The following is a 26556-nucleotide window of genomic DNA, read 5'->3' as shown; positions in this document are numbered from 1 at the left end:
CCTAGCTGGACTGACGGTGCTTGGCCAGCGCCACGCTGAGCAGTTCCTCGCCTTCTTCGGCTGTCCGCCGTTCCTTAACGTAGTCAAGGTGACTCTTGTAGAGGTCCCCCGCCCCTGCTCCGTCGGCGAGACCCTGCGTGCTGGAGGCTTTCTTGCCGCAGCGGATGCAGTCCCAGTACACCGGGATTTGTGCCTGCGGCAGTTGCGCGAAGACGGCGATGGTCTCGTGCCCGCTGGCGCACCAATAGGAAATCCGGATGCGGGCCACAGGCTCCGCATCCGGATTGTCGTTTCTAATGGGTGAGCGGCCTCCGGCCGTCACGCCCACTCGGGTACCGCTGAAACCGCCGCTGATATGAAGCACCGCAAAACTCCCTGCACTGGGGAATGGCTACCTGTGCTGATTATACAGGCTGCGTATCTTCTCCGTCAGGTCGCTTCGGGGCGTCGAGCTCCGGCAGGGCCGGGCATGGCGACCTGCCAAACACCTGGTGTCAGCCGGTAAAGCGCATGACCAGGCCGAGTCCCACAATGACCATTCCCCAGATCAGGCCAAGGACGACCGTAAAACGGTTCAGGTTGCGTTCCGCCACTCCCGACGAGCCCAGACTCGAGCTCATGCCGCCGCCGAACATATCGGACAGGCCCCCACCCCTGCCCTTGTGCAGCAGGATCAGGAAAGTCAGCAGCAGGCTGGTGATACCCAGCAGAATCTGCAGCACAATTTGGAGAGTTTCCACGACGGCCTTTCAGGATGTCCAGGGAAAGAACAGTTTAAACAGCGGGATGTCCCGCCGGGGCGGAGGACGGGGTGCCTAGCTCGTGCGTTGGGCGGTCGTTCGTCAGTCGGTCAGCAGGTGCTTCTCGAACCTGACAATATTAGCAAACTCTGCCGCGTCCAGGCTTGCCCCGCCGACCAGCACGCCGTCGACGTCGCGTTCCTTCAGAATAGCTGCCGCGTTGTTGGCCTTGACCGACCCGCCGTAGAGCAGGCGCACCTTGGCCGCGGTGCCGCCGTCGAACAGTTCGGCCAGCTTCGCGCGGATCGCGGCACACATTTCCTGAGCATCCTCCGGGCCGGCCACTTCACCGGTCCCGATGGCCCAAACCGGCTCGTAGGCGATGACCAGTTCGGCCGTCTGCTCGCTGGACAGCCCCGCGACGCCGCCACGGATCTGGTTCAGCGTGTGTTCCACGTGCGTACCTGCCTGACGGATCTCCAGGCCCTCGCCGGCACACAGGATCGGCGTCAGCCCATGGCGGTAGGCCGCCTTGACCTTGCGGTTGAGCAGCTCATCGGATTCGCCGTGGACACTCCGTCGTTCGCTGTGCCCGACCAGAACGTAACCGCATTCCAATTTAGCCAGGAATGCCCCGGAGATGTCGCCGGTATAGGCCCCGGAATCCTCGGGGGAAAGATCCTGCGCGCCGTAGCCCAGCTTAAGCTGATCGCCTTTGACCAGGGTCTGCACCCCGCGCAGATCGGTGAAGGGCGGGAAAACGGCCACTTCAACACGGCTGTAGTCGTGGCGTGCATCGGAGAGCGTCCAGGCCAGCTTCTGTAACAAGGTGATGCCCTGGACGTGGTCCATGTTCATCTTCCAGTTGCCGGCAATCAGTGGCTTGCGGTCGAAGTTTCCGTTGGTCGAGGTGGTCATCGCTCTCTCCAAAATCTCAAAATGTCACGGTTTCTCAAAACGGTTTCATACATCCGGCTTCACACACACGCCCTGTTATACCGACGTCGTGTCCTACATACGTCCTGTCCGGGGGCATCCAGAACGCCCGCCGTACCGGCGGCGGCGCGTGCAGCTGCACGCGGCGCCGCCGGTACGGTGGAGATTTGTCAGGCCGTCAGTGGTCCAGCGCCGTGAGGCCGGGCAGTTCTTTGCCCTCGAGGAACTCGAGGCTGGCGCCTCCCCCGGTGGAGATATGTCCGAATTGGTCATCGGCAAAGCCGAGGGTGCGGACGGCCGCCGCGGAGTCACCGCCGCCGACGACGGTGAAGCCGCCTGCCGCCGTGGCCTCGGTCAGGGCCTGTGCCACCGCGCGTGTGCCTTCGGCGAAGGCCGGGAATTCGAAGACACCCATGGGACCGTTCCAGAACACCGTCCGGGCGCCGCGGATTCGCTCCGCAAAGGCTGCACCGCTTTCGGGCCCAATGTCCAGGCCGGGGCAATCTGCCCCCAGCGAGCCGCCCTCCATGCCGTCGGCGGGAACCACCTCGTGGTCCGCGTCGGCGGCGAACTTTGCCGCGACCACGATATCCGTGGGCAGCACGAAGGTGGTGCCGGCACCTGCGGCGCGTTTGAGATATTCCTGGACGGAGGGAATCTGGTCGGTCTCCAGCAGGCTGGACCCGACCTTGAACCCCCGCGCGGCGAGGAAGGTGAACACCATGCCGCCGCCGACGAGGATGGAATCGGCCTTGCCGATCAGATTGTCGATCACCGCAAGCTTGTCGGAAACTTTGGAGCCGCCCAGCACCACAACATAGGGCCGGGGCGTATCCGTGGTCAGCTTTTTCAGCACGTCAAGTTCGGTGTGCACAAGCTCGCCCTGGTAGGACGGCAGGAGCTTAGCGATGTCGTAGACGCTGGCGTGTTTGCGGTGCACGGCACCAAAGGCGTCGTCGACATACGCGCCGTTGTCGCCGGTAAGAGCGGCAAGCTCACCCGCAAATGCGGTGCGGGCGGAATCGTCCTTACTGGTCTCTCGCGCGTCGAAACGCACATTCTCCAATACCAGCACTTCGCCGTCGGCCATCCCGGCCGAAAGCGTGCGGGCCGAATCGCCCGCAGTGTCCGCCGCAAGCGTCACCTGCACCGACTCGGCGGTGGCCAGCTCCGCCAGCCGGTCCACGGCCGGCTTGAGCGAATACTTCATCTCGGGGATTCCCTTGGGCCTTCCCAGATGAGCACAGACCAGTACACGGGCACCGGCCTTGGCCAGCCGGGATATCACCGGGAGCGAGGCTTTAAGGCGCCCGTCATCGGTAACGGAACGATGGTCATCCGGTCCGTCCAACGGTACGTTCAGGTCACTTCTGACCAGAACGTACCGTCCGCGGACACCATCAGCGAGCAGTTCGTCGAGGGTGTGTAAAGTCATTCGTCTACCCTAGCCCAGCCTGGCTGCGACAAGCTCCGTCAGGTCAACGAGGCGGTTGGAGTAACCCCACTCATTGTCGTACCAACCGACCACCTTGACCTGGTTGCCGATGACCTTGGTTAGACCGGAGTCGAAGATGCAGGACGCCGGGTCCGTCACGATGTCCGACGACACAATCGGATCCTCGGTGTAGACCAGATAACCCGAGAGCTTGCCCTCGGCGGCGGCGGACTTATACGCCGCGTTGATTTCGGCGACGCTTGCCTCCCGGCTGAGCGTGACGGTCAGGTCTGTCGCCGAACCCGTGGGGACCGGGACGCGGATGGCGTAGCCGTCCAGCTTCCCCTTCAGCTCGGGCATGACCAAGCCGATCGCCTTCGCGGCGCCGGTGGACGTCGGGACCATGTTGATGGCGGCGGCGCGGGCGCGGCGGAGATCCTTGTGCGGGCCGTCCTGCAGGTTCTGATCCGCGGTGTAGGCATGCACGGTGGTCATCAGGCCGCGTTCGACGCCGAAGTTGTCCACCAGTACCTTTGCCAGCGGGCCGAGGCAGTTGGTGGTACAGGAAGCGTTGGAGATGATGTTGTGGGCAGCCGGGTCATACCCGTCATCGTTGACGCCCATCACGATCGTGATGTCCTCACCGGAGGCAGGAGCGGAGATCAGTACCTTCTTTGCGCCGGCATCGATGTGCTTTTGTGCATCGACGGCCTTGGTGAAGAAACCGGTGGATTCAACAACGATGTCCACACCGAGCTCGGCCCACGGCAGATTGGCGGGGTCACGCTCGGCCAGAACCTGGATGGTTTTCCCGTTAACGACCAGGTGCCCGTCCGCAACCTCGATGCTCGCCTTCAGGCGACCGGTTACGGAGTCGTACTTGAGCAGGTGGGCCAGCGCTTCCGGACTGGTCAGATCGTTGACGGCTACGATCTCCAGATCCGCACCCTGTTCCAGTGCCGCACGGAAGTAGTTACGGCCGATACGACCGAAGCCGTTGATACCAATACGAGTAGTCACTTCTATCTCCTTAGTGCACCCTCAAGCACACCTAGTCCGGCCGGATCTTGCTGATCCGGCCATCAACTAACAGTTCCCGCACGCCGTTGGGCAGAGATGGTTTCCAATTGCGGCGGGCGACCGACCGCACGACCGAAGGCTATCTGCCTTCCGTGACCTATCTTACGTTTAGGATCGCCCGCCCCGGCAATCATGGGGGCGGGCGTCCATATAATGAGCAGTCCGGACTAGAGGACGATCAGGCCGGTCGCGTTGGCTCGCGCGCCGTCGAAACGCCGCGCCACATCGACCCAATTGGCGATGTTCCAGAAGGCCTTGACGTAGTCGGCCTTGACGTTGACGTAGTCGAGGTAGAACGCGTGCTCCCACATATCCAGCATCAGCAGCGGCGTGGTACCAACCGCCACGTTGCCCTGCTGATCGTAAAGCTGCTCAATGAGCAAATTGCCGCCGATCGGCTCGTAGGACAAAAAGGCCCAGCCGGAACCCTGCAGACCCAGCGCAGCGGCGGTGAACTGCGCGCGAAAGGCGTCGAAGGAGCCGAAAGCATCGTCAATGGCCGCCGCCAGCTCGCCCACCGGCTTGTCGCCGCCGTCCGGGGACAGGTTGTTCCAGAAGACCGAGTGATTGACATGGCCGCCGGTATGGAAGGCAAGGTCCTTGGAGAGTTGGTTGATGTTGCCGAAATCGCCCTTCGCGCGGGCTTCGGCCAGCTGGGCCATGGCCTTGTTGGCTCCTGCAACGTACGCCGCGTGGTGCTTGCTGTGATGCAGCTCCATGATGCGGGCGGAGATATGTGGCTCCAGCGCTGCATAGTCGTAGGGCAGATCGGGAAGTGTGTACTCGGTCACGATTCCTCCGTAGCGGATTGTTTATCTCGTAATACTTTGTGTATCCGGATACCGCGCGGGGTTAATCGCCGCGCTGTATCCAAATTCTGTGCTGTTGAAATGCCGGCTGCATTGCCGTCCTGCCGCGCCCGGCGTCTTCCGACCTAACCCGGGGCAGGTCCGGGCATTTCCAACTCTTTCATACTTAGCCGATAATTCAAGGACCGCTCTCCGCGGGCACCGGGCTATCCCTCGGGATATCCTCGGGTCATTCGTCAAGCATCTCGAAAGTAACGTTCGCCTCGGTGCCCGGAATTCCTGTTTCGATGGCTTTCCTGTCCGCCATCGCCAGCAACCGGCGGATCCGTCCGGCGATGGCGTCCTTGGTCATCGGCGGATCCGCCAGCCGGCCCAGCTCATCCAGACTGGCCTGCTTATGGGCCACCCGCAGATCCCCGGCGTATCTAAGGTGGTCCGGGACGTCGTCGCCGAGAATTTCCAGGGCGCGGTCCACCCTGGCCCCGGCGGCAACGGCCGCCTGAGCGGAGCGGCGCAGATTGGCGTCGTCAAAATTAGCCAGCCGGTTCGCGGTGGCGCGGACTTCCTTGCGCATCCGCCGTTCCTCCCACACGAGCAGCGCCTCGTGCGCGCCCATCCGGACCAGGAGCGCGGCAATGGTGTCACCGTCCCGGATGACAACCCGGTCCACGCCGCGGACTTCGCGTGCCTTGGCCGCAATGCCGAGCCTCCGCGCGGCTCCGACCAGGGCAAGCGCCGCCTCGGGACCGGGGCAGGTGACTTCCATCGAGGATGACCGGCCAGGCTCGGTCAGCGAGCCGTGGGCCAGGAAAGCGCCGCGCCAAACCGCCTCCGCATCGGCGGCCGAACCGTTGACGACGACGGAGGGCAGGCCGCGCACCGGCCGGCCCCGGGCGTCCAGCAGGCCGGTCTGTCTTGCCAGCGCCTCGCCGTCGCGCACCACCCGGACAACGTACCGGTTACCGCGCCGCAGACCTCCGCCGGAGACGACGGTGATCTCGCTTTGCTGGCCGTAGATTTCCGCGATCGCCGCGCGCAGCCGCCGCGCGGTGGAGGCCAGATCCACTTCGGCCTCGATCACGATCCGGCCGGAAATGATATGCAGCCCGCCGGCGAACCGCAGCAGGGCCGAAACCTCGGCCTTGCGCACCGATGATTTCTTAATATCGAGCCGGGAAAGTTCGTCCTTCACTGCCGCTGTCAGCGCCATGGTGCTTTTCCTAACTACCCTGAGAACGGACTACCCCGACAAGAAACTACCCGGACAAGAAACTACCCTGAGAAGAGATCCTGATAAGCCGCAGCGAGGCGCAATGGATCATGCACCGCCCGACCACCGGACGCCCCCACTTTACCGAAGACAACCTCTGCACCCAGCATCGAGGCGGTCCGCTCGAAGTCGGCAAGATCGGAAACCGATGACGGATCGGCGAGCACCACGTCCACCCCGAACTCCGGCGCGTAGCGGTGGATCACCCGCAGGTGGTCCGCCGCGTTCATGCCGGTGGTCTCTTTGTCATTGACGTCGAGATTCATCGTGATGCACCGCTTCGCGGGCGTGTCACAGAGCGACTGGCGCAGTTCCGGCAGCAGCAGATGCGGCAGCACGGAGGTATACCAGGATCCAGGGCCCAGCACCACCCAATCAGCCAATTCAATAGCGGTCAGTGCCTCCACACAGGCGGGCGCGTCGGCGGGAAGCAGCCGGACGTTCTCCACCTCGCCGGCCAGGGCCAATGTTGCCTGACCGGTGATGGTCCTACTGCGCCGGGAACCGTCAGCGGCGATCTCCATTGCGTCGCCCTGGATCGTCAGCGGCACGCTGGCCATCGGCAGCACCTGGCCGCGGGCTCCGAGCAGCGCCCCGGCCCACTGCAGCCCGGCGACCGGGTCGCCGAGCAGCTCCCAGAGCGTGACGATCAGCAGATTCCCCATCGCGTGGCTGTCCAGCGACCCCTTCACGCCGGGCCGCGAGGTGAACCGGTGCTGCATCACGTCCCGCCAGGTCCGGCCCCAGTCGGTGTCGTCGCACAGCGCCGCCAGCGCCATCCGCAGGTCCCCCGGCGGCAGCACCCCCAGTTCGTCGCGCAGCCGGCCGGAGGAGCCACCGTCGTCGGCGACGGTCACCACCGCGGTCAGTTCGGTGGTCAGCAACCGCAGCGCGGACAATGACGCCGACAGGCCATGGCCTCCGCCGAGGGCGACAACGCGTGGTTCCGGGATGCCCGCCGACAGATTGCCCGACGGCGGAATCAGCGGAAGCGGGCCCGTCAGCACGGCCACTATTCGCGTCCCAGATCACGGTGGCGGGTGCTGACCGTAACCCGTGGCTGTTGGGCAAGACGCTTAGCCAGCTCCACGGCTACGGCCACCGAGCGGTGCTTGCCCCCGGTGCAGCCGACGGCAATGGTGGCGTAATGCTTGTTTTCCCGTCGGTAGCCGGCCAGTACCGGCTCCAGCGCGTGCACGAACCGGTCCACAAACTCATTGGCATGGTTTTCCACCAGCACGAAGTTGCTTACGTCCAGGTCCAGTCCGGTGTGCGGACGCAGCTGGGGTACCCAATGCGGATTGGGAATGAAACGGACGTCGGCCACATAGTTGGCGTCGACGGGCAGGCCATACTTGAAGCCAAAGCTCATAACGGTCAGCCGCAGCACCACCGGTCCGGTTTCGGAGAAAAGCTCGGTGACGGCCGAGCCCAACTCGTGCACGTTCAACGTGGAGGTGTCCAGGACCATTTCAGAGGCGGATTTCATCTCCGCGAGCAGCTCGCGTTCCGCCGCGATGCCGTCCAGCATCCGGCCGTCCTGCTGCAGCGGGTGCGGGCGCCGGCCCTGCTCGAAACGCCGGACCAAAGTCTCATCATTGGCGTCAAGGAACAGCACGCGGAAGGTGATGCCGCTGGCGGACAGGGCATTGAGTGAGTCGCGGATATCCGAAAAGAGGGCCTTGCTGCGCACGTCGACCACGACGGCGAGCTTAGGCAGGGCCTGCGGCATCCGGGACATCAGCTCGGCCAGCGTACCCAGCATCTGCGGCGGGAGGTTTTCCACTACGTACCAGCCGTGGTCCTCCAACGCGTTTGCCGCGGTGCTGCGTCCGGCGCCTGACATGCCGGTCACCACCAGCAGCTCCGATTCGACGGGTTTAATCGGGGTGAGAGCTGCGTCTGCGGGTAGCCGTGCCGAACTGTGCTCCGTCATCAAGCGGTCCTGTCCCTTGCAATGATTCGTGGTCCCTTTAGCCTACCTAGGATTCCAGAACTTCGCCGGTGCTCATATTGACGACCGGAGCCACGGTGGCGGCGCCCTCGGGCGGGTGCAGGGTGCCATAGACGGCGGCCGCCAGCACCGGGCCGATGCCCTTGAGCTGAGCCAGTTCATCCGTGGAGGCCAACTTGATTTTCCGCACCGAGCCGTACGATTCCAGCAGGAGCCCGCGCTTGGCCGCGCCCAGCCCCGGTACCGCATCCAGCGCCGACACAGTCATGGACTTTCCGCGCTTCTGCCGGTGGAAGGCGATGGCGAAGCGGTGCGCCTCGTCACGGATCCGCTGCAGCAGATACAGTCCCTGCGAGGTGCGGGGCAGAATTACCGGAAAATCGCTGTCCGGCAGCCAGACCTCCTCCAGCCTCTTTGCCAGCCCGACGACGTAAACGTCGTCGATGCCCAGGTCCACGAGTGCGCGGGTGGCGGCGGCCACCTGGGGCTGGCCGCCGTCGACCACCACCAGGTTCGGCGGGTAGGCAAATTTCGGCTGCACTCGCATCTGATCCGCAAGCGGGCCTGAAATTTCGCCCGACACCGTCGCCCCGCTGCGTGCGGTCTGTTCCTTCAGATAATGCCTGAACCGCCGGGTGACCACGTCGTACATGGACGCGGTGTCGTCAACCGCCGCGTCCCCGGTAATGGCGAACTTGCGGTACTCGGATTTTTTGGCAATACCGTCCTCGACGACCACCATAGAGGCCACCACATTCGTGCCCTGCACATGCGAGATGTCATAGCACTCGATCCGCAGCAGTGCCACCGGCAGGTCAAGGGCCTCCTGCAGCTCCTGCAGCGCCAGCGACCTGGCCGTCAGATCCCCGGCGCGGCGGGACTTGTGCAGCTTCATCGCCTGCTCGGCGTTCTGCCGTACCGTCTCCATCAACGCCGCCTTATCCCCGCGCTGCGGTACTCGGATCTCCACCTTGGAACCGCGCAGCCCGCTCAGCCAGACGGCCAGCTGATCGCCGTTGGATGGCTGCTCGGGCACCAAAATCTGGCGGGGAATGCCGTCCCGGTTGGAGTCGTCGTCGCCGTAGACCTGCTGGAGCAGGTGCTCGATCAGCTCGTCCGGCGTCGAGTCCTCCACCTTTTCAACGACCCAGCCCCGCTGACCACGGATCCGGCCACCGCGGACGTGGAAGACCTGCACGGCGGCCTCCAGCTCGTCCTGGTGCACGGCAAAGATGTCCGCATGGGTATCCTCGGGCAGCACGACGGCATTGCGCTCAAAGACCTTCCGCAGGGCCGCAATATCGTCCCGCAGCCGCGCCGCCTGCTCGTAGTCCAGCTCCGCCACGGCCGCGGCCATCTGACGTTCCAGTTTGGCAATAAACGGCTTGGCCTCCCCGCCCATGAAGGCGCAGAATTCGTCCGCCAAGGCTCGGTGCTCCTCGGGGGTCACCCGACCTACACAGGGTGCGGCGCACTTGTCGATGTAGCCCAGCAGGCAGGGTCGTCCGCTCCGCTGCGCCCGCTTGAGCACACCGGGGCTGCAGGTCCGCACGGGAAAGACCCGCAGCAGGGTATCAACCGTCTCCCTGATGGCCCCGGCGGTGTACGGGCCAAAATATCGGACGCCCTTGCGCCGCTCACCGCGCATGACCTGGACCCGCGGGAATTTTTCCCCCAAGGTCACGGCCAGGTACGGGTACGACTTGTCGTCCCGGAAGGCCAGGTTATAGCGCGGATTGAATTCCTTGATCCAGGTCCACTCCAGCTGCAGCGCCTCCAGCTCGCTGCCCACGGTGGTCCACTGGACGCTGGCAGCCGCGTGCACCATTGCATAAGTCTTGGGCAGCAGGGTTAGCGGATTGGCAAAATACGAGTTCAGCCGGGAGCGCAGGTTCTTGGCTTTGCCCACATAAATGACACGCCCGTGTTCGTCCCGGAAACGGTACACACCCGGGTCGGTGGGGATGTCGCCCGGTTGAGGCCGGTAACTTGCTGGATTTGCCACGATTCCATTCTAAAGTAGCCAACGAATGCGGCCGGGATCGGCCGACGGCGGCGGTGACGCACTGACGATCCGTGCCGGTCTCAAAGACCCCCGCGGGCCGCGTCAAACTGCACCAGCCGTGCGTTCAGTTCGACCAGCAGCGCGGGCGCGTCGGCGACGACGACGGCCGCACCCGCTGCGCTCAGCTCGCCGTCGAACGCAAAACCCCACAGCACACCCACGCAGGCCAGCGAGGTCGCAGCCGCGCCGAGCACGTCCTGATCGCGGTCCCCCACCATGACCGGACGTGCCGGAACGCCTGCGCCGGAGCCCACCGTGCCGAGTGCCTCAGCGCCGAGTGCCTCGACCGCCGCAGCGATGATACCGGCCTTGCCGCTGCGGTAGCCGGGTCCCCGGGCAGCAGGGTTTCATCGTCCGACGATCCAAAGATATGGGCAAAATAACCGTCCAGGCCGTGGGCCTGCAGCACTGTCCGGGATCGACGAGCGTTCCATCCAGATCAAACAGCACGGCGTCACAGAGCGGAGCGGGGGCGGTAGAAGTCACCGGCCCAGTTTGGCACTTTCCGTGTCGTCGTCTTAATCTGCATGCCGCAGCGGGAATGGATCATGAGCCCGTCAGTTTACGGCCAGCGCCTCGCGCAGGAATGTGGCGGTATAGCCGGTGGTCGAGGCGGCCACCTTTTCGGGTGTTCCGGTGGCCATCAGCAGCCCACCGCCGGACCCGCCGTCGGGCCCCAGATCCACAACCCAGTCGGCACTCTTGATCACATCCAGGTTGTGCTCGATGGTGATCACGGTGTTGCCCTTGTCCACCAGTCCCTGAAGGACCAGCAGCAACTTGCGGATATCCTCAAAATGCAGCCCGGTTGTTGGCTCATCGAGCACGTATACGCTGCGTCCGTTGGACCTCTTCTGCAGCTCCGCCGCCAGCTTCACCCGCTGGGCCTCCCCACCGGAGAGAGTCGTGGAAGCCTGGCCCAGCCGAACATAGCCGAGTCCGACGTCGACCAACGTTTTCAGATGGCGGGCAATCGGCGCGAAGGCGGCGAAAAAATCCGCTCCTTCTTCGATCGGCATGTTCAGCACATCCGCGATCGATTTGCCTTTGTAATGGACCTCCAGTGTTTCGCGGTTATAGCGCGCCCCATGGCAGACCTCGCACGGGACGTACACATCCGGAAGGAAGTTCATCTCGATCTTCAGCGTGCCGTCGCCGGAGCACGCTTCGCAGCGGCCGCCCTTGACGTTGAAGGAGAACCTGCCCGGCTGGTAGCCGCGGACCTTGGCCTCGGTGGTTTCGGCAAAGAGCTTTCGGATATTGTCGAAAACGCCGGTGTACGTGGCCGGGTTGGAGCGCGGTGTCCGTCCGATCGGGCTCTGGTCCACATGGACCACCTTGTCCAGATGTGCCAGCCCATCCACCCGCAGGTGCCGTCCGGCCACCTGTTTGGCGCCGTTGAGCTTATTGGCCAGCACCTTGTACAGAATCTCGTTGACCAAGGTGGACTTGCCGGAGCCGCTGACCCCGGTCACCGCGGTGAACAGGCCAAGCGGGAAGGCAACATCCACATTCTGGAGATTGTGCTCGCGGGCTCCGATCACCTTCAGCTCCCGCTTCCTGTCGTACTTCCGCCGCTTGGCCGGTATCCCGATGCACTTGCGGCCGGACAGGTAATCGGCGGTCAGTGATTTTGTGTTCGTGAGCAAATCTGCATACGAGCCCGAATGCACCACCTCGCCACCGTGCTCCCCCGCGCCCGGACCGATGTCCACGATCCAGTCCGCTTCCTGGATGGTGTCCTCATCGTGCTCCACCACGATCAGGGTGTTGCCCAAGTCGCGGAGCCTGGTCAGGGTCTCGATCAGCCGGCGGTTGTCCCGCTGATGCAGTCCGATGGAGGGTTCGTCCAGTACATAAAGCACACCCACCAGTCCGGAGCCGATTTGGGTGGCAAGACGGATGCGCTGCGCCTCCCCGCCGGAGAGCGTGGCCGAGGCACGCTCGAGGTTCAGGTACTCCAGTCCGACGTCGAGCAGGAAGGTCAGGCGCGCCTGGATCTCCTTGAGCACCTGGCTGGCAATCTGGGCCTCCCGGCCCGTCAGCACCAGATTGGACAGAAAATCAAAGCAGTCCCGCATCGGCAGCGCCGACACGGCGGCAATGGATTTGCCGTTGATCAGCACCGAGAGCGAGGCAGGGTTAAGTCGGGCGCCCCCGCAGGCGGGGCACGGGATCTGGCGCATGTACTCTTCGTAGCGGTCCCGGGCTGTATCCGACTCGGTTTCCACATGCTTGCGCTGAATGTACTGGACGGCGCCTTCAAAGCCGGTGCTGTACTTACGTTCCCGGCCGAATCTGTTTTTGTACTGCACCACGACCTTGTGGTCCTTGCCGTACAGCACGGACTGTCGGGCGTCGTCGGAAAGTTTCTGCCAAGGAACCGTCATGGAGAAGCCGATGTCCTTGGCCAGCCCGTCAAGCAGCCGGTTCCAGTACTCCGTCGTCGCCGTTCCCAGCGACCAGGGCGCAATGGCGCCTTCCGCCAGCGACAGCTGCGGATTCGGCACCACCAACTCCTCATCGACCTCGAGCTTAGTACCGATGCCGCTGCAGGCGGGGCAGGCTCCGAAAGGATTGTTGAAGGAGAAGGATCGCGGTTCCACCTCGTCGATGGCCAGCGGGTGCTCGTTCGGGCAGGCCAGGTTTTCCGAGAACGACCGGATCCGCTGTGGATCGTCGTCGTCGAGCTCCACCAACTCCGCCAACACCCGGCCCTCGGCCAGACCAAGAGCGGTTTCCACCGAGTCCGTGAGCCGCTGGGCGATCCCCTCCTTGACCACCAGCCGGTCCACCACCACCTCAATGGTGTGCTTGAACTGCTTCTTCAGTTTCGGCGGATCCGCCAGCTGGATCAGGCCGCCGTCGACCTTGGCCCGTGAATAGCCCTTGGCCGTGAGCTCCTTGAAAAGCTCCACGAACTCGCCCTTCCGTGCCCGGACCACCGGGGCCAGTACCTGGAAGCGTGTCCCCTCCGGCATCTCCAGCAACTGGTCGACGATCTGCTGCGGTGTCTGACGCGCCACCGGCTCCCCGCAGATCGGACAGTGCGGGGTACCGACCCGGGCCCAGAGCAGGCGCATGTAGTCGTAGATCTCGGTGATGGTCCCCACCGTGGAACGCGGGTTCTTGTTCGTGGATTTCTGATCGATCGACACGGCCGGCGACAGCCCCTCGATGAAGTCCACATCCGGCTTGTCCACCTGGCCCAGGAACTGCCGAGCGTAAGCGGAGAGCGATTCGACATAACGCCGCTGGCCCTCGGCGAAGATCGTGTCGAAGGCGAGCGAGGACTTCCCCGATCCCGAGAGCCCCGTAAAGACGATCATGGCATCGCGCGGCAGGTCGAGATCTACGTTGCGCAGGTTGTTTTCCCGCGCGCCTTTGACGATCAGGCGGGACCGGTCCTGCCTGTCCAGGGGCCGGGGGGGCACATTTTGCACATATATTTTTTCCACAGGCACGTTTTCTGCAGGCACTTTTTCTACTGACGCTTTTTCCATGACGGACGGTTCAACTGCGTTAGGCACGTGCTCCATAATAATCGAAAACGCGTTCGAATATGCGTTCCCGTCGCGACTTTCGCCAAAGGCTTACTAGCCGTTACCCCGTGCGGGACCCTTCGATGGCGGCCCGCACCAGATCCAGGGCCCGGTCCGTGGCAATGCCATGCCTGCTCACCACAGACGCATAGGCCGCGGCGGCCTCGGCCACCTGGGCCAGCAGCTCATCGCCCGCGGCGGCGATGACTGTTCCTGCCCGTCCCTGAGTGCGGACGATCCCTGCCTGCTCCAGCTCCCGGTATGCCCGCGCCACCGTATTCACCGCCAGCCCCAGCCGCCCGGCCAAGGCCCTTACCGAAGGAAGCCGGGCTCCCACAGCCAGCTCGCCCGACGCTGCGAGGTCCAGGATACGCACCCGGATCTGCTCGAACGGCGGCACCGAGGACGCGTCATCCGGGGACCAACGGGCCAGCACCGTCTCGCCGGAACTCACCGCGCCGCCGTCTCTTCCACCAGCGGATCACCAAATTGGGACATGTACAGATCGTAGTAGAAGCCGCCCGTCCCCAGCAGTTCCTCGTGGGTGCCCTGTTCCAGGATGCGGCCGTGGTCCATCACAAGGATCAGGTCGGCATCACGGATGGTGGACAGTCGGTGGGCGATAACAAAGCTGGTCCGGGACTCGCGCAGCCTGTTCATGGCGTGCCGGATCAGCACCTCCGTGCGGGTGTCCACGGAGCTGGTGGCCTCATCCAGAATCAGAATGCCGGGATCTGCCAACCAGGCACGGGCGATGGTCATGAGCTGGCGCTGGCCTTGACTCAGGCTGTCGCCGTCGTCGCTGAGCACCGTGTCATAACCGTCCGGGAGGGACCTGACAAAGTGGTCCACGAAGGTCGCCTCGGCCGCCTCTATCATCTGGTCTTCGGCCGCGTCGAGGCGGCCGTAGACCAGATTCTCCCGGATCGTCCCGCCGAAGAGCCAGGCGTCCTGCAGGACCATGCCGAAGCGCCGCCGCAGATCATCGCGGGTCATCATCGCGGTGTCAATGCCATCAATGCTGATCCGGCCCGAATCGATCTCGTAAAACCTCATCAGCAGGTTCACCAGGGTGGTCTTGCCCGCTCCGGTGGGCCCAACTATGGCAACGGTCTGCCCGGGCTCGGCCACCAGCGAGAGATCCTGAATCAGCGGCTCGTCCGGGTTATAGCTGAAGTTGACATTGTCGAAGACAACCCGTCCCCTGGTGGCGCCGAGCGTGGCGGCCGGCACCGGGTCCGGAGCCTGTTCCTTGGCGTCCAGCAGGTCAAAGACGCGTTCGGCGGAGGCCACACCGGACTGCAGCAGGTTGATCATGCCGCCGATTTGGGCCATTGGCTGGCTGAACTGGCGCGAATACTGGATGAACGCCTGCACGCTGCCGATCGTCAGGTTCCCGGACGCAATCTGCACCCCGCCGACCACGGCCACCGCAACGTAGTTGAGGTTTGAGATGAAGTTCATCGATGGCATGATGACACCGGAAATGAACTGCGCCTTCGAGCTGGACCGGAATAAACTGTCGTTGGAAACGGCGAATTTGCCGATCGCGGCCTGCTGCTGACCGAAGGCCTTGACCACCTCATGGCCGGTGAACATTTCCTCGATATGGCCGTTCAGCTCGCCGGTTGTCTTCCACTGCGCCATGAACTGGATCTTGGACCGCTTGGCGATCAGCACCGTCACCAGAATTGTCAGCGGCACCGTGGCCAGCGCGATCAGCGCCAGCAGTGGCGAGATGGAAAACATCATCGCGAGCACACCGACGACCGTGAGGACGGAGACCAGCAGCTGTGTCAGCGTCTGGTTCAGCGTCTGTGAGAAATTGTCGATGTCATTGGTGACCCTGCTGAGTACGTCGCCGCGGGATTCGTCCTGGAAGTGCGACATCGGCAGACGGTCCAGTTTCGTTTCAATGTCCTGGCGGAGCTTGTACATGGCGCGCTGAACGATGCCTGCGGTGATGTACCCCTGGCTCCAGTTAAAGAAGAACGCCACGGCGTAGATGGCCAGCACGCTCAGCAGCACCCAGCCCAGCGCCTGCTGATCGAGCCCTTGGCCGGGCACCACTGCCATTCCGCTGAGCATGTCCGCGACCTGGCCCTGGCCCTTGGCGCGGAGTCCGTCAATCGCCTGCGCCTTCGTCACCCCGGCCGGGAACATCCTGCCCAGCACGCCCTGAAAAATGAGGTCCGTGGCATGCCCGAGAATCTTAGGCGCCAGCACACTCATGCCGACCGAGACCGCGGCCAGGGAAACCACCCAGATCATCCGGGGCCTGTCGGCCGCCATCAGGGAAAATATCCGTCTGACGCTCGGGCCGAACGAGCGTGCCTTCTGCGGCGGTCCGCCAAATCCTCGCATGCTCATGCCGCATGCACCCCGTCGTCGTTCGTCAGCTGGGAAGTGACAATCTCCTGATACGTTCCGCAGCCGGCCATCAGCTCATCATGGGTTCCCTGGCCCACCAGCCGTCCCTCGTCCAGCACCAGAATATGGTCCGCGTGCATGATAGTGTTCACCCGCTGCGCCACCACCAGAACCGTGGCCTCCCTGGTGACAGGCTTCAGGGCCGACCGCAGCCGGGCATCGGTGGTGAAATCCAGTGCGGAGAAGCTATCGTCGAACAGGTAGATCGACGGCTCGCTGACCACCGCGCGCGCTATGCACAAGCGCTGCCGCTGGCCGCCGGAAAGATTGGTTCCGCCCTGCCCCACCGGGGCGTTCAACCCCTCCGGCATGTCCTTGACGAAGTCCGCGGCCTGGGCAATTTCCAGCGCCCGCCAGATCTGGTCATCCGTCGCGTCCGGTCTGCCGAAGCGCAGGTTGCTGGCCACCGTCCCGGCGAACAGGTAGGCCTTCTGCGGCACGAGGCCAATCGCGGAGCGCAGGGACGCCAACGTCACCCCCTGGCTGTCATAGCCGCCCACTGAAATCGACCCTCCCGACTTGTCCAGCAACCGCGGGATCAGGTTCAACAGCGTGGACTTTCCGCTGCCGGTCGAGCCGATGACCGCAGTCGTCGTTCCCGGCCGTGCCGTGAAACTCAAACCCGAAACCACCGGCGCCTGGGCACCCGGGTAGGTAAATTCCACATTACTGAATTCGAGGGCGCCGCCCAGCGCCCGCACCTGCAGCGCCCCCGGGCCGTCCACCACCGACGACCGCGTGACCAACACGGCCTCAATACGTTCGGCGCAGACCGCGGCGCGCGGGATCATCATCAACATGAACATCGCCATCATGACTGACATCAGGATCTGCATGATGTAGCTCAGGTATGCCGTCAGCGCCCCAATCTGCATAGCCCCGCTGTCGATCCGCTGGCCGCCGAACCACAGCACCCCGACCGAGGTCACGTTGACCACCACGAAAATGGTCGGAAACATCAGGGCCAGAAGCCGTCCGGTGCGAAGCTGCGTGAGCGTCAGTTCCCCGTTGGCCGCAGCGAATCGCTCCGCTTCAAAGTCCCGGCGGACAAACGCCCGGATCACTGAAATTCCCATGATCTGCTCGCGCAGCACCGAGTTGATGCGGTCCAGCTGCTTCTGCACCAGCCGGAACAACGGCACGAGTTTGCGCACAATCAGCCAGATGGCGACCACCAGCACCGGTAGGATCACCACCAGCAGGCCGGACAGGGGCACATCCTGCTTCAGCGCCAGCACAATCCCACCGACGCACATGATGGGTGCCGTCACCATCATGGTGAACGCCATCAGGGTCAGCATCTGGACCTGCTGCACGTCATTGGTCGTCCGGTTGATCAGCGACGGGGCCCCGAACGTGCTGACCTCCTGCGCGGAGAAGGATTCCACCTGCGTGAACAGGTCCCGGCGGACCTGGCGGCCCACCTTCATCGCCAGCTGCGCGCTCAGATACGTTGCTCCCACGGCGCAGATAATCTGGCCGGCGGTAATGGCCAGCATCCAGCCGCCCAATTGGAAGATGACGGCGCTATTCCCCTTGACCACGCCATCGTCGATGATATCCGCGTTAATGGTGGGCAGATAGAGCGTGCCAACGGTGGACATCAGCTGCAGCAGAATAATCAGCGTGAGCGGAACCTTATGCGGAGCCAAATTCCGTGCGATCAATCGAAAGAGCACGAGTCCTCCAACGGACCTGGTGTTTACGGTGAAGACGTTTTCAACAGCCCGAACGCGGTCAGGAGCGTTTTAGCTGCGATATTTAAGTTGCGTGAAGACACTGTAAAACTACTCCCGGTATTCCGTCTTGTCAGAGCGCTTATTCTATCGGCGAAACCTGCGTAAGCTGACTGCATGAGCGCCGAATCGTGGATCCTCCCCGCCGTGTCCATCCACAGGATTTCGGTGGGGGGCATGGACAACAATGTTTACGTGATCACCGGCCTGCAGAGCGGTGAGCAGGTCTTGATCGACGCGGCCGACGACGCCGATGCCATCCTTGCGCTGTTGGCGGAGGGTGCCCGCGACGCGGCGCCCGGGACAGCCAAAACGGCCCAAGCACCGGTACAAGCGGCGCAAGCGCCGGCGCTGCTGGTGACCACGCATTCGCACTGGGATCATGTCCGGGCGCTGGGACCCGTCATAGCCGCGACTGGTGCGAAAACCGCGGCTGGCCGGGATGATGCCGGCGATATCGAGGTGCCGACCGATGATCTGCTGGACCATGGGGATGTCCGGCAGTTTGACGGTTTTGAGCTCCAGGTCATCGGCCTGCGCGGCCATACGCCGGGGTCCGTCGCGCTGCTGTACCGGGATTCAAAGGGCCCTGCACACCTCTTCACCGGAGACTCACTGTTCCCCGGCGGAGTCGGCAATACGCAGAAGGATCCGAATCGCTTCGCCCGGCTGCTGGACGACGTGGCGACGCGGGTCTTCGCTGTCCTCCCAGACGATACGCTGGTTCACCCCGGCCACGGTGCTGGAACCACCCTCGGCGCGGAGCGACCGCACCTGGACGAATGGCGGGCCCGCGGCTGGTAATCGTTTCGCCTCTGGGCCCGGTCGGCCGGGACCTCAACGCCGGCGGGTGTGAGACGGCGCACGCGGCTTAGCTGCGCTTCCGGAGCGCGTCCTTCATGGCCTGCAGATCCGCGGGGGTGGAATCGAACCGCCAATCGACTGTTCGGTTCGCTGGTCCTTCAAATTTGACGTAATTGAACCACAGGAACCCATAGATCCGTCCGGCCTTTGCATTGTGCCAGGAATCGAGGTAGGAGACCATGTCCTGTATCCATTCGGCCTTGCTGTTGGATCCGACACTCTCCACGGAGGCGGTCTCGGCGACAAGAATTTGCTTGTCGGGCGCAACCCGGGCGAGCTCGTCCAAGCCGTCGCCAAAGAGCTGATCCGCCGGTGTCCACGGCCTGGCACTGTCCCGGTTGCCGAAGTTGTAGGCGTCCAGCGCTGTCTGCCCGACGTATCGACTCCCCGGGTAGAGGCTGGCCATATCCTGCGTCCTGGCCGAAGGCGCATTCGGCGACCAGATCCACGTCACGTTGCGCAGTCCCTTGGAGCGGAAGAGGTCGATGATGTGCCGCCACGCCCGGACATATTCTCCGGATTGGTTTCCGTTCGCCTGCTCGGACCACGGAAACCAGTAGCCGTTCATCTCATGGGCCAGGCGGATGGACAATTCCGGATCGCCGGCGGCCACCAGCTGATCCGCCACCGAGGAGATGTAGGCGTCGTGGCTCCCGTCGATGATGGTGGCGAGCCGGAAACCGGGTTGATTGGCTCCCTTGCCCGCCAGCCACGGCTCCCAGGTCACGATGGGTACTGCGCCGTGGTCGATGGTCGCCCGGATATTGGACATATCGAAATTCCGGCTGAAGTCAACGTAGGTCTGGATCATGGCGGGATACTCACCCACGCTTCGGGCCACCGCGTCGGCATCGCCGGCGCCGTTGTGCGTGGTGATACCGAATTTGAGCTCCTTATTACTAATGGGTGGTGTTCTGGCATAGCTACCCGCGGCGGCCGCCACAGAATCCTGCCCGGCGACGCCGTCCTGCGTCAATACCGTCAAGCCCAGGCAGACCGACGCCACCGCCATCACGACGGCGGCACTGACCCCTCCGGCGCGCAGGCTCGGAATCCGCGGGCCCTTGCGAGGCTCCCGCCTTCGGAGCGGTGCGGATCCGGAACCGGCCACTCTAAGTCCGGAGGCGGGGTCAATCACTTTCATCTGTGCAACTTCCCGCAGTGAAAACGTCTTTGATAGGCATACCGCCGATAGGCATACCGCCGACGGGCATATAGTCCGCGCCGAACTCTTGCTCTGAGCCAGGAGCCGACGCGGCTCGACCTATACTGGCACTTTTCCTTAGCTATGGGTACAGGTAGCAGGCCCACACCTGCGTCCCGCCGATGTCCAACGACTTGCTGGTGCCCGGAAGCCGGTGTCGGACAGCGATGTCGCGGCGGGTTTCGGTGGCCAGGGCGGCGAGTTCGGTCTTCCACGCCATGAGCCGGTAACCGTTGGACCGCAGCTGTCGGTGGCAGATCAACAGCTTGGCCGCGCCCGGGTAGGTGTGGGTGACGACCCGGGTCAACCAGCGGCGGATCGTGGCCATGGCGAACGCGGCGGTGTCGTGGTTTCACCAAAGACTCGCTGTTCCTCGGCGGTGCAGGAAAAACGCAAAAGGATCCCGCCCGCTTAGCCAACTGCTCGATGATGTGCAAGCCCGGATCTTCGACGGTCTCCCGGACGACACCTTGGTGCACCCGGGCCACGCCCCGGGAACGACGCTCGAAATGAGCGGCCGCATTTGCAGGAGTGGCGGGTCCGCGGCTGGTAACCATTGGTGCTCGATCGGACGGCCGGGGCAGCCCGAATGCGGCCGTTTATCCGGTGTCTTTGGGGTGGGTGGTGTAGGTCTGGCCGGAGGGTGCTTTCCAGGTGAGGGTGCCGTTGCCGGTTTGGGTGACTTTCCAGCCCATTTTGTGTTTAAGCCGGTGGTGCCGTTTACAGAGACATGCGAGGTTCTCTATCTCGGATGGTCCTTGTGGCCAGGGGAGGGTGTGGTCGGTGTCGGTGAAGCGGGCTTGGCGGGTGCAGCCGGGGAAGCGGCAGGTCCCGTCCCTGATTTGCAACCATTTACGGGTTTTCTGCGGGATTTTGTAGGGGTTTCGGTCTTGTTTGGCGGGAATTTTGGTGACGGGGTCGGTGAGCATCCGGTACCAGACCGGTTGGTCCTTGGCGAGGTCGAGGGCCGTTTCGATTGGCATGGGCCCGTAGCCATCGAGTTCGGCTGCCTCGTCGGTGATGCCGAGCAGGGAGAACAGCGGGATCATGATCATGATCTGCGCCTTAATCTTCGGCGCTTTACCGTGACCCTGCCCCGGCCCACAGGCCCCTGCCCCGCGGGTGCCGCCCCCACCTGTGCGGCCCTCACCTGTGCGGCCCCCACCTGTGCCGTCCTCGCTGCTGCCGTCGTTGGTGCCGTGGGGGCAGTGGGTGCCGAGGAGGTATCCGGCGGTGAGGTCCGCGCGCAGTTGGGTCAGGGTGCGGGGTTCGGCCGGTCCCTGGGCTTTCGTCGCCGCTTCGGTGATGGTGTTGTACGCGGCGAGGGCCGTTTCGGCCGGCAGGTACGCTTCGAGGTAGGCCACGCCGTCCTGCGCCGGTCGGAAGTTCAGGGATCTGTCCTGCGCGGCCTTGGTTTTGCGGGTGATGAACGCCTCGGGGTGCAGGGTCTCGCGCAGCCGCCGGGCCCGGGAGGACAGCTGCGGGTTGTTCTGCTCCGCGGCGCGTTTCAGTACGGCGCTTTCGTATCGGGGCAGGCAAATGGCGGGGATGCCCTCGCTCTGGTGGAGGATGGTGCGCACGCGTTGGTAGTCCAGGTCCCCGACGGTGAAGGCGTTCAGGGTTGCAGGGAAGTTCTCGACGAGGGTGCAGGATTCGTTGAGGAGGAATCCGGCGGTCCGTTCGGCCAGGTGCAGGGCGCAGCCTATTTCGCTGACCGCGGTGGCGTGGGCCAGGGACTGGCCGCCGATGGTGCTGCGGACCGGTTCTGGCATTTCATCCAGGACGGTCTGCTGGATCCGGGCAGCCAGCCGGGCCTTAAGCGCGCCGGCGTACGCTTCGAGCCGGCCGGCGTCGGCGAGGGCGGTCACCGCGCCGGCGGTATCCAGGTCATCGGGGATGACGGTCGTGAGGTCCCGGGCGAGATACGCCATCGGGTGCGCATTGACCAGACGCGGGAACAACGTATCCACCGTCAACGCAGCAGCCGCTTCAGAGACGGCAACGGCACCCGCAGCGGCAGCGGCAGCCGTGTCAGATCCCGCAGCGGCAGCCGTATCAGATCCCGCAGCGGCAGCCGTATCAGATCCCGCAGCGGGAGCCGTATCCGAGACAGCGTCAAGGCCCGGCGTTCCGGTGGTTTGAATCCCCAGGTTCCGCCTGCTCGGGTTCTGCTGCTCTTCCATGAACTAAGTCAATCAGCAGGGTCTGACATTATAACGAACACCAGCCAGCCGTCCGTCGTCACACTTTCAAAACAGCTGTAAGGTTCAAAACAGCAGTCAGGCCGTTTGCCTGCGTGGTCGCACTTTTAGCCGAAGAGCTCGAAGCGGACCTGCCCGGAGCTGGTGACCATGTCTACTTGGGCGGTGGCTTGTTCCAGGACGGGTACGTCGCTGAGAGCCTCCAAATACCGCCTGTGCTCGGTCAACGAGGCGACGGCGGCGCCGACACTCGCCGAATCCACCCGCTGGCTATGTGATGGTTCTGTGGAAGCCACGGCCACCCACTGCACTCGATGTGCCGGCAGACCTTCGGCCAGCAGCTCCGGGAAGATCCACTCGTTGCCCGCATCCGCGGCAGCATCCAGTACGGACCGGCCCAGAACCCGGTGATCCGAGCTGTTCCAAGCCCCTGGACGCCACGTATCGCGATGGTTCAATGTAATGACCAGCGCGGGTTTTTGCCTGCGAATTTCCCGGGCGATGAGCCGGCGCAGCTGCGGCCCTTCCTCGAGTCTGCCATCGGGGAGATCCAGGAACCGCAAGTTATGAACGCCCACATGGGAGCAGGCCAGCCGCTGCTCCTCGGCACGCAGCGGCCCGGCCTCCGCCGGGTTCATCCCCGCGATTCCCGCCTCACCGCGAGTTGCCAACAGGTAACCCACATCTTTGCCGGCCGCAGTCCATTGCGCGACTGCGGCCGCCACGCCGTATTCCGGGTCGTCCGGGTGCGCCATCACCACCAGGGCGCGTTGCCAATCCTGGGGAAACGGCTCAAGCTCGCTCATGACTGTCCTCTCTGTTGGTCCGGCTTTGTTCTACCCGACCGGCTTTGTTCTACCCGACCGGCATTTTCTGGCCTTCCGGCATTTTCTGGCCTTCCGGCATTTTCTGACCTACTGCGAAGATTCGGCGAAACGGGAAAACCGTCCCGTGCGCCGTAGCCGGATAAGCCTCAGCAAGCAGCGCGGCATATGTTTCCTCAAACTCCGCTGCATCCACCGCGCTCAGCGAGCCGAGCACCGGCCGCAGCGCGGTGCCCCGGACCCACTCGAGCACCGGACGTTTCCCGGTCAACAGCTGGTGGTACGTCGTTTCCCAGATATCCGCGGCGGACCCGCCGTCCAGCAACAGCTGCAGATAGTCGCCCGGCTCGCCCACGGCGTCGTCGTGCCGCAGCACGCCCGCCAACAGCGAGCGCCAGCGCTCCGAGTCCGCGACCTCGCGCATCAAAGCGTGCGACGGCGAGCGGAAATTCCCCGGCACTTGGACGGCAAGCCACGCGCCCGGCCTTAAGGCCCGTAGCCAGAAAGCGATCAGCGTTTCGTGACCGGGCACCCATTGCAGGGCTGCGTTGGAGACCACGACGTCGGTGTCCGGCTCCGGCATCCAGCCGGCAATATCCGCCAGCGCAAAGGAAAGGTTGCCCGGGGCGGTCGGCGCGTCCAAAGCGGTTTGCGCCGCTTTGATCATCTGCGGCGAGGAGTCCAGACCCAGCACCTGTGCACCGGGCCAGCGCCGGGCCAGCGCGGCCGTCAGATTCCCGGGCCCGCAGCCCAGATCCACCACGCGGCGCGGCTGCTGCGCCCCGATCCGGGCGGTCAGGTCATAAAACGCCCGGTCCCGATAGTCGCCGAACCGGACGTACTGCCGTGGATCCCAATGCGCGTTGTCCCAGGCCATGGGGATGATCGTGCCACAGTTTTAGCCATTAAGCTGGAGACACCATGAATCTTGCGCAGCAGCTTCCTCCCCGCACCTCCAGTACACCCGATCCGGACGCCGTCTTTATGGCCTTCCTCGACTGGGTGGAGGGACGCGGCCTCAGCCTGTACCCGGCGCAGGAGGAAGCGGTGATGGAGCTGGTGTCCGGCAACAACGTCATCCTTTCCACTCCCACCGGCTCGGGGAAGTCGCTGGTGGCAGTGGGCGCTCATTTCCAAGCACTCTCCGCTGGGCAGCGCAGCTACTACACGGCACCGATCAAGGCACTCGTGTCGGAAAAGTTCTTTGCCCTCTGCGACATATTCGGGGCCCAGAACGTCGGCATGATCACCGGTGATTCCTCGGTCAACCAGGACGCTCCGATCATCTGCTGCACCGCGGAAATCCTGGCCAACATTGCACTACGTGAAGGCGAGCACGCCGAGTTGGGCGTGGTCATCATGGACGAGTTCCATTTTTACGCGGACCCGCAACGCGGCTGGGCCTGGCAGGTGCCGCTGCTGGAGCTCCCGCAAGCCCAGTTCCTGCTGATGTCCGCCACCCTTGGGGAGGTGGCAAACTTTGAGCGCGAGCTCACGGAATTGACCGGCAGAACGACGACGACGGTGTCGTCCGCGGAGCGTCCGATCCCGCTGCACTACTACTACGTGCAGACCGGCATCCACGAAACCCTCGAGGAACTGCTGAGCACCAAACAAGTCCCGGTCTATGTGGTGCACTTCAGCCAGGCCGAAGCGATCGACCGCGCACAGAACCTGATGAGCATCAACATCTGCACCCGCGAAGAAAAGGACCGGATCGGCGAGCTCATTGCCGGCTTCCGTTTCGCGGCAGGCTTCGGTAAAACGCTCAACCGCCTGGTCCGGCACGGCATCGGCGTGCACCACGCAGGCATGCTGCCCAAGTACCGGCGTCTGGTGGAGCAACTGGCGCAGGCCGGGCTGCTGAAGGTCATCTGCGGCACGGACACCTTGGGCGTCGGCATTAATGTGCCGATCCGGACCGTGCTGCTGACCGCTTTGAGCAAGTACGACGGCGTCCGCACCAGGATTCTGCAGGTCCGGGAATTTCACCAGATCGCCGGCCGCGCGGGGCGCGCAGGCTACGACACGGCGGGGACCGTCGTCGTCCAGGCGCCCGAACATGTGGTGGAAAACGTCAAAGCGATGGCCAAGGCGCACGCCAAGTTCGGTGACGACGCGAAGAAGCTCCGCCAGGTGGTGAGAAAGAAGCCGCAGGACGGATTTGTCAGCTGGGGCGAGCCAACCTTCAACCGGCTGGTTGAATCCGTCCCGGAGCCGCTGACCTCCAGCTTCACCATCACGCACGCCATGCTGCTGAACCTGCTCGAGCGTCCCGGCGATCCATTCCAGGCGGCACGCCGACTGCTCACCAGCAACCGCGAACCCCGCGCCGCTCAGCTTAAGCTGATGCGTAAGGCCCTGGGCATCTACCGCGAGCTGCTGGGTGCCGGCATTCTGGAGCGGATCCCGCCCGGGGAACAAACCGGGGACGGCTGCACGGTCCGTTTGACCGTGCATCTGCAGCTCAACTTTGCACTGAACCAGCCGCTGTCCCCCTTCGCGCTTGCCGCGTTGGAGCTGCTGGATCCGGAATCCCCCGGCTACGCGCTGGATGCGGTTTCCGTCATCGAATCCACGCTGGAAAAGCCCCGCCAGATTCTCTCCGCCCAGCTGCGGCACGCCCGGACCGAAGCGATCACAGCGATGAAGGCGGAGGGGATGGAATACGACCAGCGGATGGCCCTGCTCGATGAGGTCACTTACCCTATGCCGCTGGGCGAGCTGTTGCAGCAGTCCTTCGAGGTCTACCGCAAGGGCGCCCCCTGGGTCGGCGACTTCGAGCTGGCGCCCAAGTCAATCGTCCGGGACATGTATGAGCGCGCGATGAACTTCGGTGAGTTTGTGCAGTTCTACTCGTTGGCGCGTTCCGAGGGCATCGTGCTGCGCTACCTGGCGGATGCCTACAAGGCGTTGCGCCAGACCGTCCCGCGGGACGCCCTGCGTGAGGATCTTGAGGACATCATCGCCTGGCTGGGCGAGCTGGTCCGGCAGGTCGACTCCAGCCTGCTGGACGAATGGGAAGAGCTCACTTCCGGGGCCGCGCCGCAGCCCCATGACGCTCCGCCGCCTCCGCCGCCGAGCCTGACCCGCAACGAACGTGCCTTCCGGGTGATGGTGCGCAATGAGATGTTCCGCCGCGTGGAACTGGCCGCAGCCGACAATTTTGAAGCCCTGGGGGTGCTCGACGACGACGCCGGCTGGAACGCCGACCGCTGGGCCGACGCGCTGGATGAGTATTGGGACGAACATGAATACCTCAACGACGGACCCGCCGCGCGTGGACCCGCGCTGCTGGTCATCACAGTCGGCGACGATGTCTGGAAGGTCCGGCAAATCATCGATGACCCCGCCGGCAACCACGACTGGAGCATCGAGGCGGAGGTGGACCTGGCCGCTTCGGACGAGGCCGGAACGGCCGTCGTTAAGGTAGTGAATTTCAGGCGCCTCTGAACTTCGGCGGTTC

At 64.0% G+C, this 26556-nt stretch carries 21 protein-coding genes and 1 pseudogene; 2 read left to right on the top strand and 20 right to left on the bottom strand.

The window, feature by feature from the left end:
- Nucleotide 1: 1 nt before the first annotated feature.
- The 15 genes from ACLLJI_RS09745 to ACLLJI_RS09675 all read right to left on the bottom strand — a co-directional run bounded on the left by ACLLJI_RS09745 (nucleotide 2) and on the right by ACLLJI_RS09675 (nucleotide 17940).
- The gene (locus ACLLJI_RS09745; RefSeq protein WP_434620843.1) at nucleotides 2–364 is read right to left on the bottom strand and encodes an RNA polymerase-binding protein RbpA; all 363 of its coding nucleotides are present in this window, start codon (nucleotides 362–364) and stop codon (nucleotides 2–4) included.
- A gap of 130 nt (nucleotides 365–494) precedes the next feature.
- Nucleotides 495–740: a preprotein translocase subunit SecG gene (secG, locus tag ACLLJI_RS09740; RefSeq protein ID WP_283561709.1), complete on the bottom strand. Its 246-nt coding sequence runs from the start codon at nucleotides 738–740 to the stop codon at nucleotides 495–497.
- A gap of 102 nt (nucleotides 741–842) precedes the next feature.
- On the bottom strand, nucleotides 843–1658 hold the full coding sequence (tpiA, locus tag ACLLJI_RS09735) for a triose-phosphate isomerase (protein WP_434620834.1): 816 nt from the start codon (nucleotides 1656–1658) through the stop codon (nucleotides 843–845).
- Between the two features lie 196 nt (nucleotides 1659–1854).
- Complete coding sequence (locus tag ACLLJI_RS09730; RefSeq protein WP_283561711.1) at nucleotides 1855–3111, bottom strand: phosphoglycerate kinase; 1257 nt, start codon at nucleotides 3109–3111, stop codon at nucleotides 1855–1857.
- A gap of 9 nt (nucleotides 3112–3120) precedes the next feature.
- The gene (gene gap / locus ACLLJI_RS09725) at nucleotides 3121–4131 is read right to left on the bottom strand and encodes a type I glyceraldehyde-3-phosphate dehydrogenase (protein WP_283561712.1); all 1011 of its coding nucleotides are present in this window, start codon (nucleotides 4129–4131) and stop codon (nucleotides 3121–3123) included.
- A 227-nt stretch (nucleotides 4132–4358) separates the two neighbouring features.
- The gene (locus ACLLJI_RS09720) at nucleotides 4359–4982 is read right to left on the bottom strand and encodes a superoxide dismutase (protein ID WP_434620829.1); all 624 of its coding nucleotides are present in this window, start codon (nucleotides 4980–4982) and stop codon (nucleotides 4359–4361) included.
- A gap of 247 nt (nucleotides 4983–5229) precedes the next feature.
- On the bottom strand, nucleotides 5230–6210 hold the full coding sequence (gene whiA, locus ACLLJI_RS09715) for a DNA-binding protein WhiA (RefSeq protein ID WP_283561714.1): 981 nt from the start codon (nucleotides 6208–6210) through the stop codon (nucleotides 5230–5232).
- Between the two features lie 62 nt (nucleotides 6211–6272).
- A complete protein-coding gene (locus ACLLJI_RS09710; protein WP_283561715.1) occupies nucleotides 6273–7283 on the bottom strand; it encodes a gluconeogenesis factor YvcK family protein in 1011 nt (336 codons plus the stop codon).
- Complete coding sequence (gene rapZ / locus ACLLJI_RS09705) at nucleotides 7283–8206, bottom strand: RNase adapter RapZ (RefSeq protein ID WP_283561716.1); 924 nt, start codon at nucleotides 8204–8206, stop codon at nucleotides 7283–7285. The genes ACLLJI_RS09710 and rapZ overlap by 1 nt, the downstream gene beginning before the upstream one ends.
- A 46-nt stretch (nucleotides 8207–8252) precedes the next feature.
- Nucleotides 8253–10229, bottom strand: coding sequence for an excinuclease ABC subunit UvrC (gene uvrC, locus ACLLJI_RS09700; protein WP_434620824.1), 1977 nt, complete (start codon nucleotides 10227–10229; stop codon nucleotides 8253–8255).
- Between the two features lie 80 nt (nucleotides 10230–10309).
- The gene (locus tag ACLLJI_RS09695; RefSeq protein ID WP_434620821.1) at nucleotides 10310–10543 is read right to left on the bottom strand and encodes an HAD hydrolase-like protein; all 234 of its coding nucleotides are present in this window, start codon (nucleotides 10541–10543) and stop codon (nucleotides 10310–10312) included.
- A gap of 303 nt (nucleotides 10544–10846) precedes the next feature.
- Nucleotides 10847–13792 carry an excinuclease ABC subunit UvrA gene (gene uvrA / locus ACLLJI_RS09690; protein WP_434620818.1) on the bottom strand — a complete coding sequence of 982 codons (2946 nt, stop codon included), beginning with the start codon at nucleotides 13790–13792 and terminating at the stop codon, nucleotides 10847–10849.
- A gap of 100 nt (nucleotides 13793–13892) precedes the next feature.
- Nucleotides 13893–14285, bottom strand: a complete 393-nt coding sequence (locus ACLLJI_RS09685) for a GntR family transcriptional regulator (RefSeq protein WP_283561719.1) — start codon at nucleotides 14283–14285, stop codon at nucleotides 13893–13895.
- Entirely contained in the window at nucleotides 14282–16201 is a 1920-nt protein-coding gene (locus tag ACLLJI_RS09680; protein WP_434620814.1) for an ABC transporter ATP-binding protein, read from the bottom strand. Before ACLLJI_RS09680 ends, ACLLJI_RS09685 begins: the two co-directional genes overlap by 4 nt.
- The gene (locus tag ACLLJI_RS09675; protein ID WP_434620811.1) at nucleotides 16198–17940 is read right to left on the bottom strand and encodes an ABC transporter ATP-binding protein; all 1743 of its coding nucleotides are present in this window, start codon (nucleotides 17938–17940) and stop codon (nucleotides 16198–16200) included. The genes ACLLJI_RS09680 and ACLLJI_RS09675 overlap by 4 nt, the downstream gene beginning before the upstream one ends.
- 174 nt (nucleotides 17941–18114) lie before the next feature.
- Between ACLLJI_RS09675 and ACLLJI_RS09670 the strand changes: the two genes are divergently transcribed.
- Nucleotides 18115–18801, top strand: a complete 687-nt coding sequence (locus tag ACLLJI_RS09670; protein ID WP_434620808.1) for an MBL fold metallo-hydrolase — start codon at nucleotides 18115–18117, stop codon at nucleotides 18799–18801.
- Nucleotides 18802–18868: 67 nt separating this feature from the next.
- Here the strand turns inward: ACLLJI_RS09670 and ACLLJI_RS09665 are convergent, their stop codons facing one another.
- The 5 genes and pseudogenes from ACLLJI_RS09665 to ACLLJI_RS09645 form a co-directional block, all read right to left on the bottom strand.
- Nucleotides 18869–20005: a glycoside hydrolase family 26 protein gene (locus ACLLJI_RS09665; RefSeq protein ID WP_434620805.1), complete on the bottom strand. Its 1137-nt coding sequence runs from the start codon at nucleotides 20003–20005 to the stop codon at nucleotides 18869–18871.
- A gap of 193 nt (nucleotides 20006–20198) precedes the next feature.
- Nucleotides 20199–20417 (bottom strand): annotated as a pseudogene (locus ACLLJI_RS09660) (ISAzo13-like element transposase-related protein); the annotation flags it as partial.
- Nucleotides 20418–20664: 247 nt separating this feature from the next.
- Nucleotides 20665–22248: a DUF222 domain-containing protein gene (locus tag ACLLJI_RS09655; RefSeq protein ID WP_434620802.1), complete on the bottom strand. Its 1584-nt coding sequence runs from the start codon at nucleotides 22246–22248 to the stop codon at nucleotides 20665–20667.
- Nucleotides 22249–22373: 125 nt separating this feature from the next.
- Complete coding sequence (locus tag ACLLJI_RS09650; RefSeq protein ID WP_434620799.1) at nucleotides 22374–23072, bottom strand: PIG-L deacetylase family protein; 699 nt, start codon at nucleotides 23070–23072, stop codon at nucleotides 22374–22376.
- A gap of 49 nt (nucleotides 23073–23121) precedes the next feature.
- Nucleotides 23122–23967, bottom strand: a complete 846-nt coding sequence (locus ACLLJI_RS09645; protein ID WP_434620796.1) for a trans-aconitate 2-methyltransferase — start codon at nucleotides 23965–23967, stop codon at nucleotides 23122–23124.
- Between the two features lie 44 nt (nucleotides 23968–24011).
- Here ACLLJI_RS09645 and ACLLJI_RS09640 point away from each other — a divergent pair, with 44 nt between their 5' ends.
- Complete coding sequence (locus tag ACLLJI_RS09640; protein WP_434620793.1) at nucleotides 24012–26543, top strand: DEAD/DEAH box helicase; 2532 nt, start codon at nucleotides 24012–24014, stop codon at nucleotides 26541–26543.
- Nucleotides 26544–26556: the final 13 nt, after the last annotated feature.

The sequence above is a fragment of the Arthrobacter sp. A5 genome, assembly GCF_051131705.1.
Taxonomy (GTDB): Bacteria; Actinomycetota; Actinomycetes; order Actinomycetales; family Micrococcaceae; genus Arthrobacter_M.
This window is presented reverse-complemented; position numbering and strand designations above follow the sequence as displayed.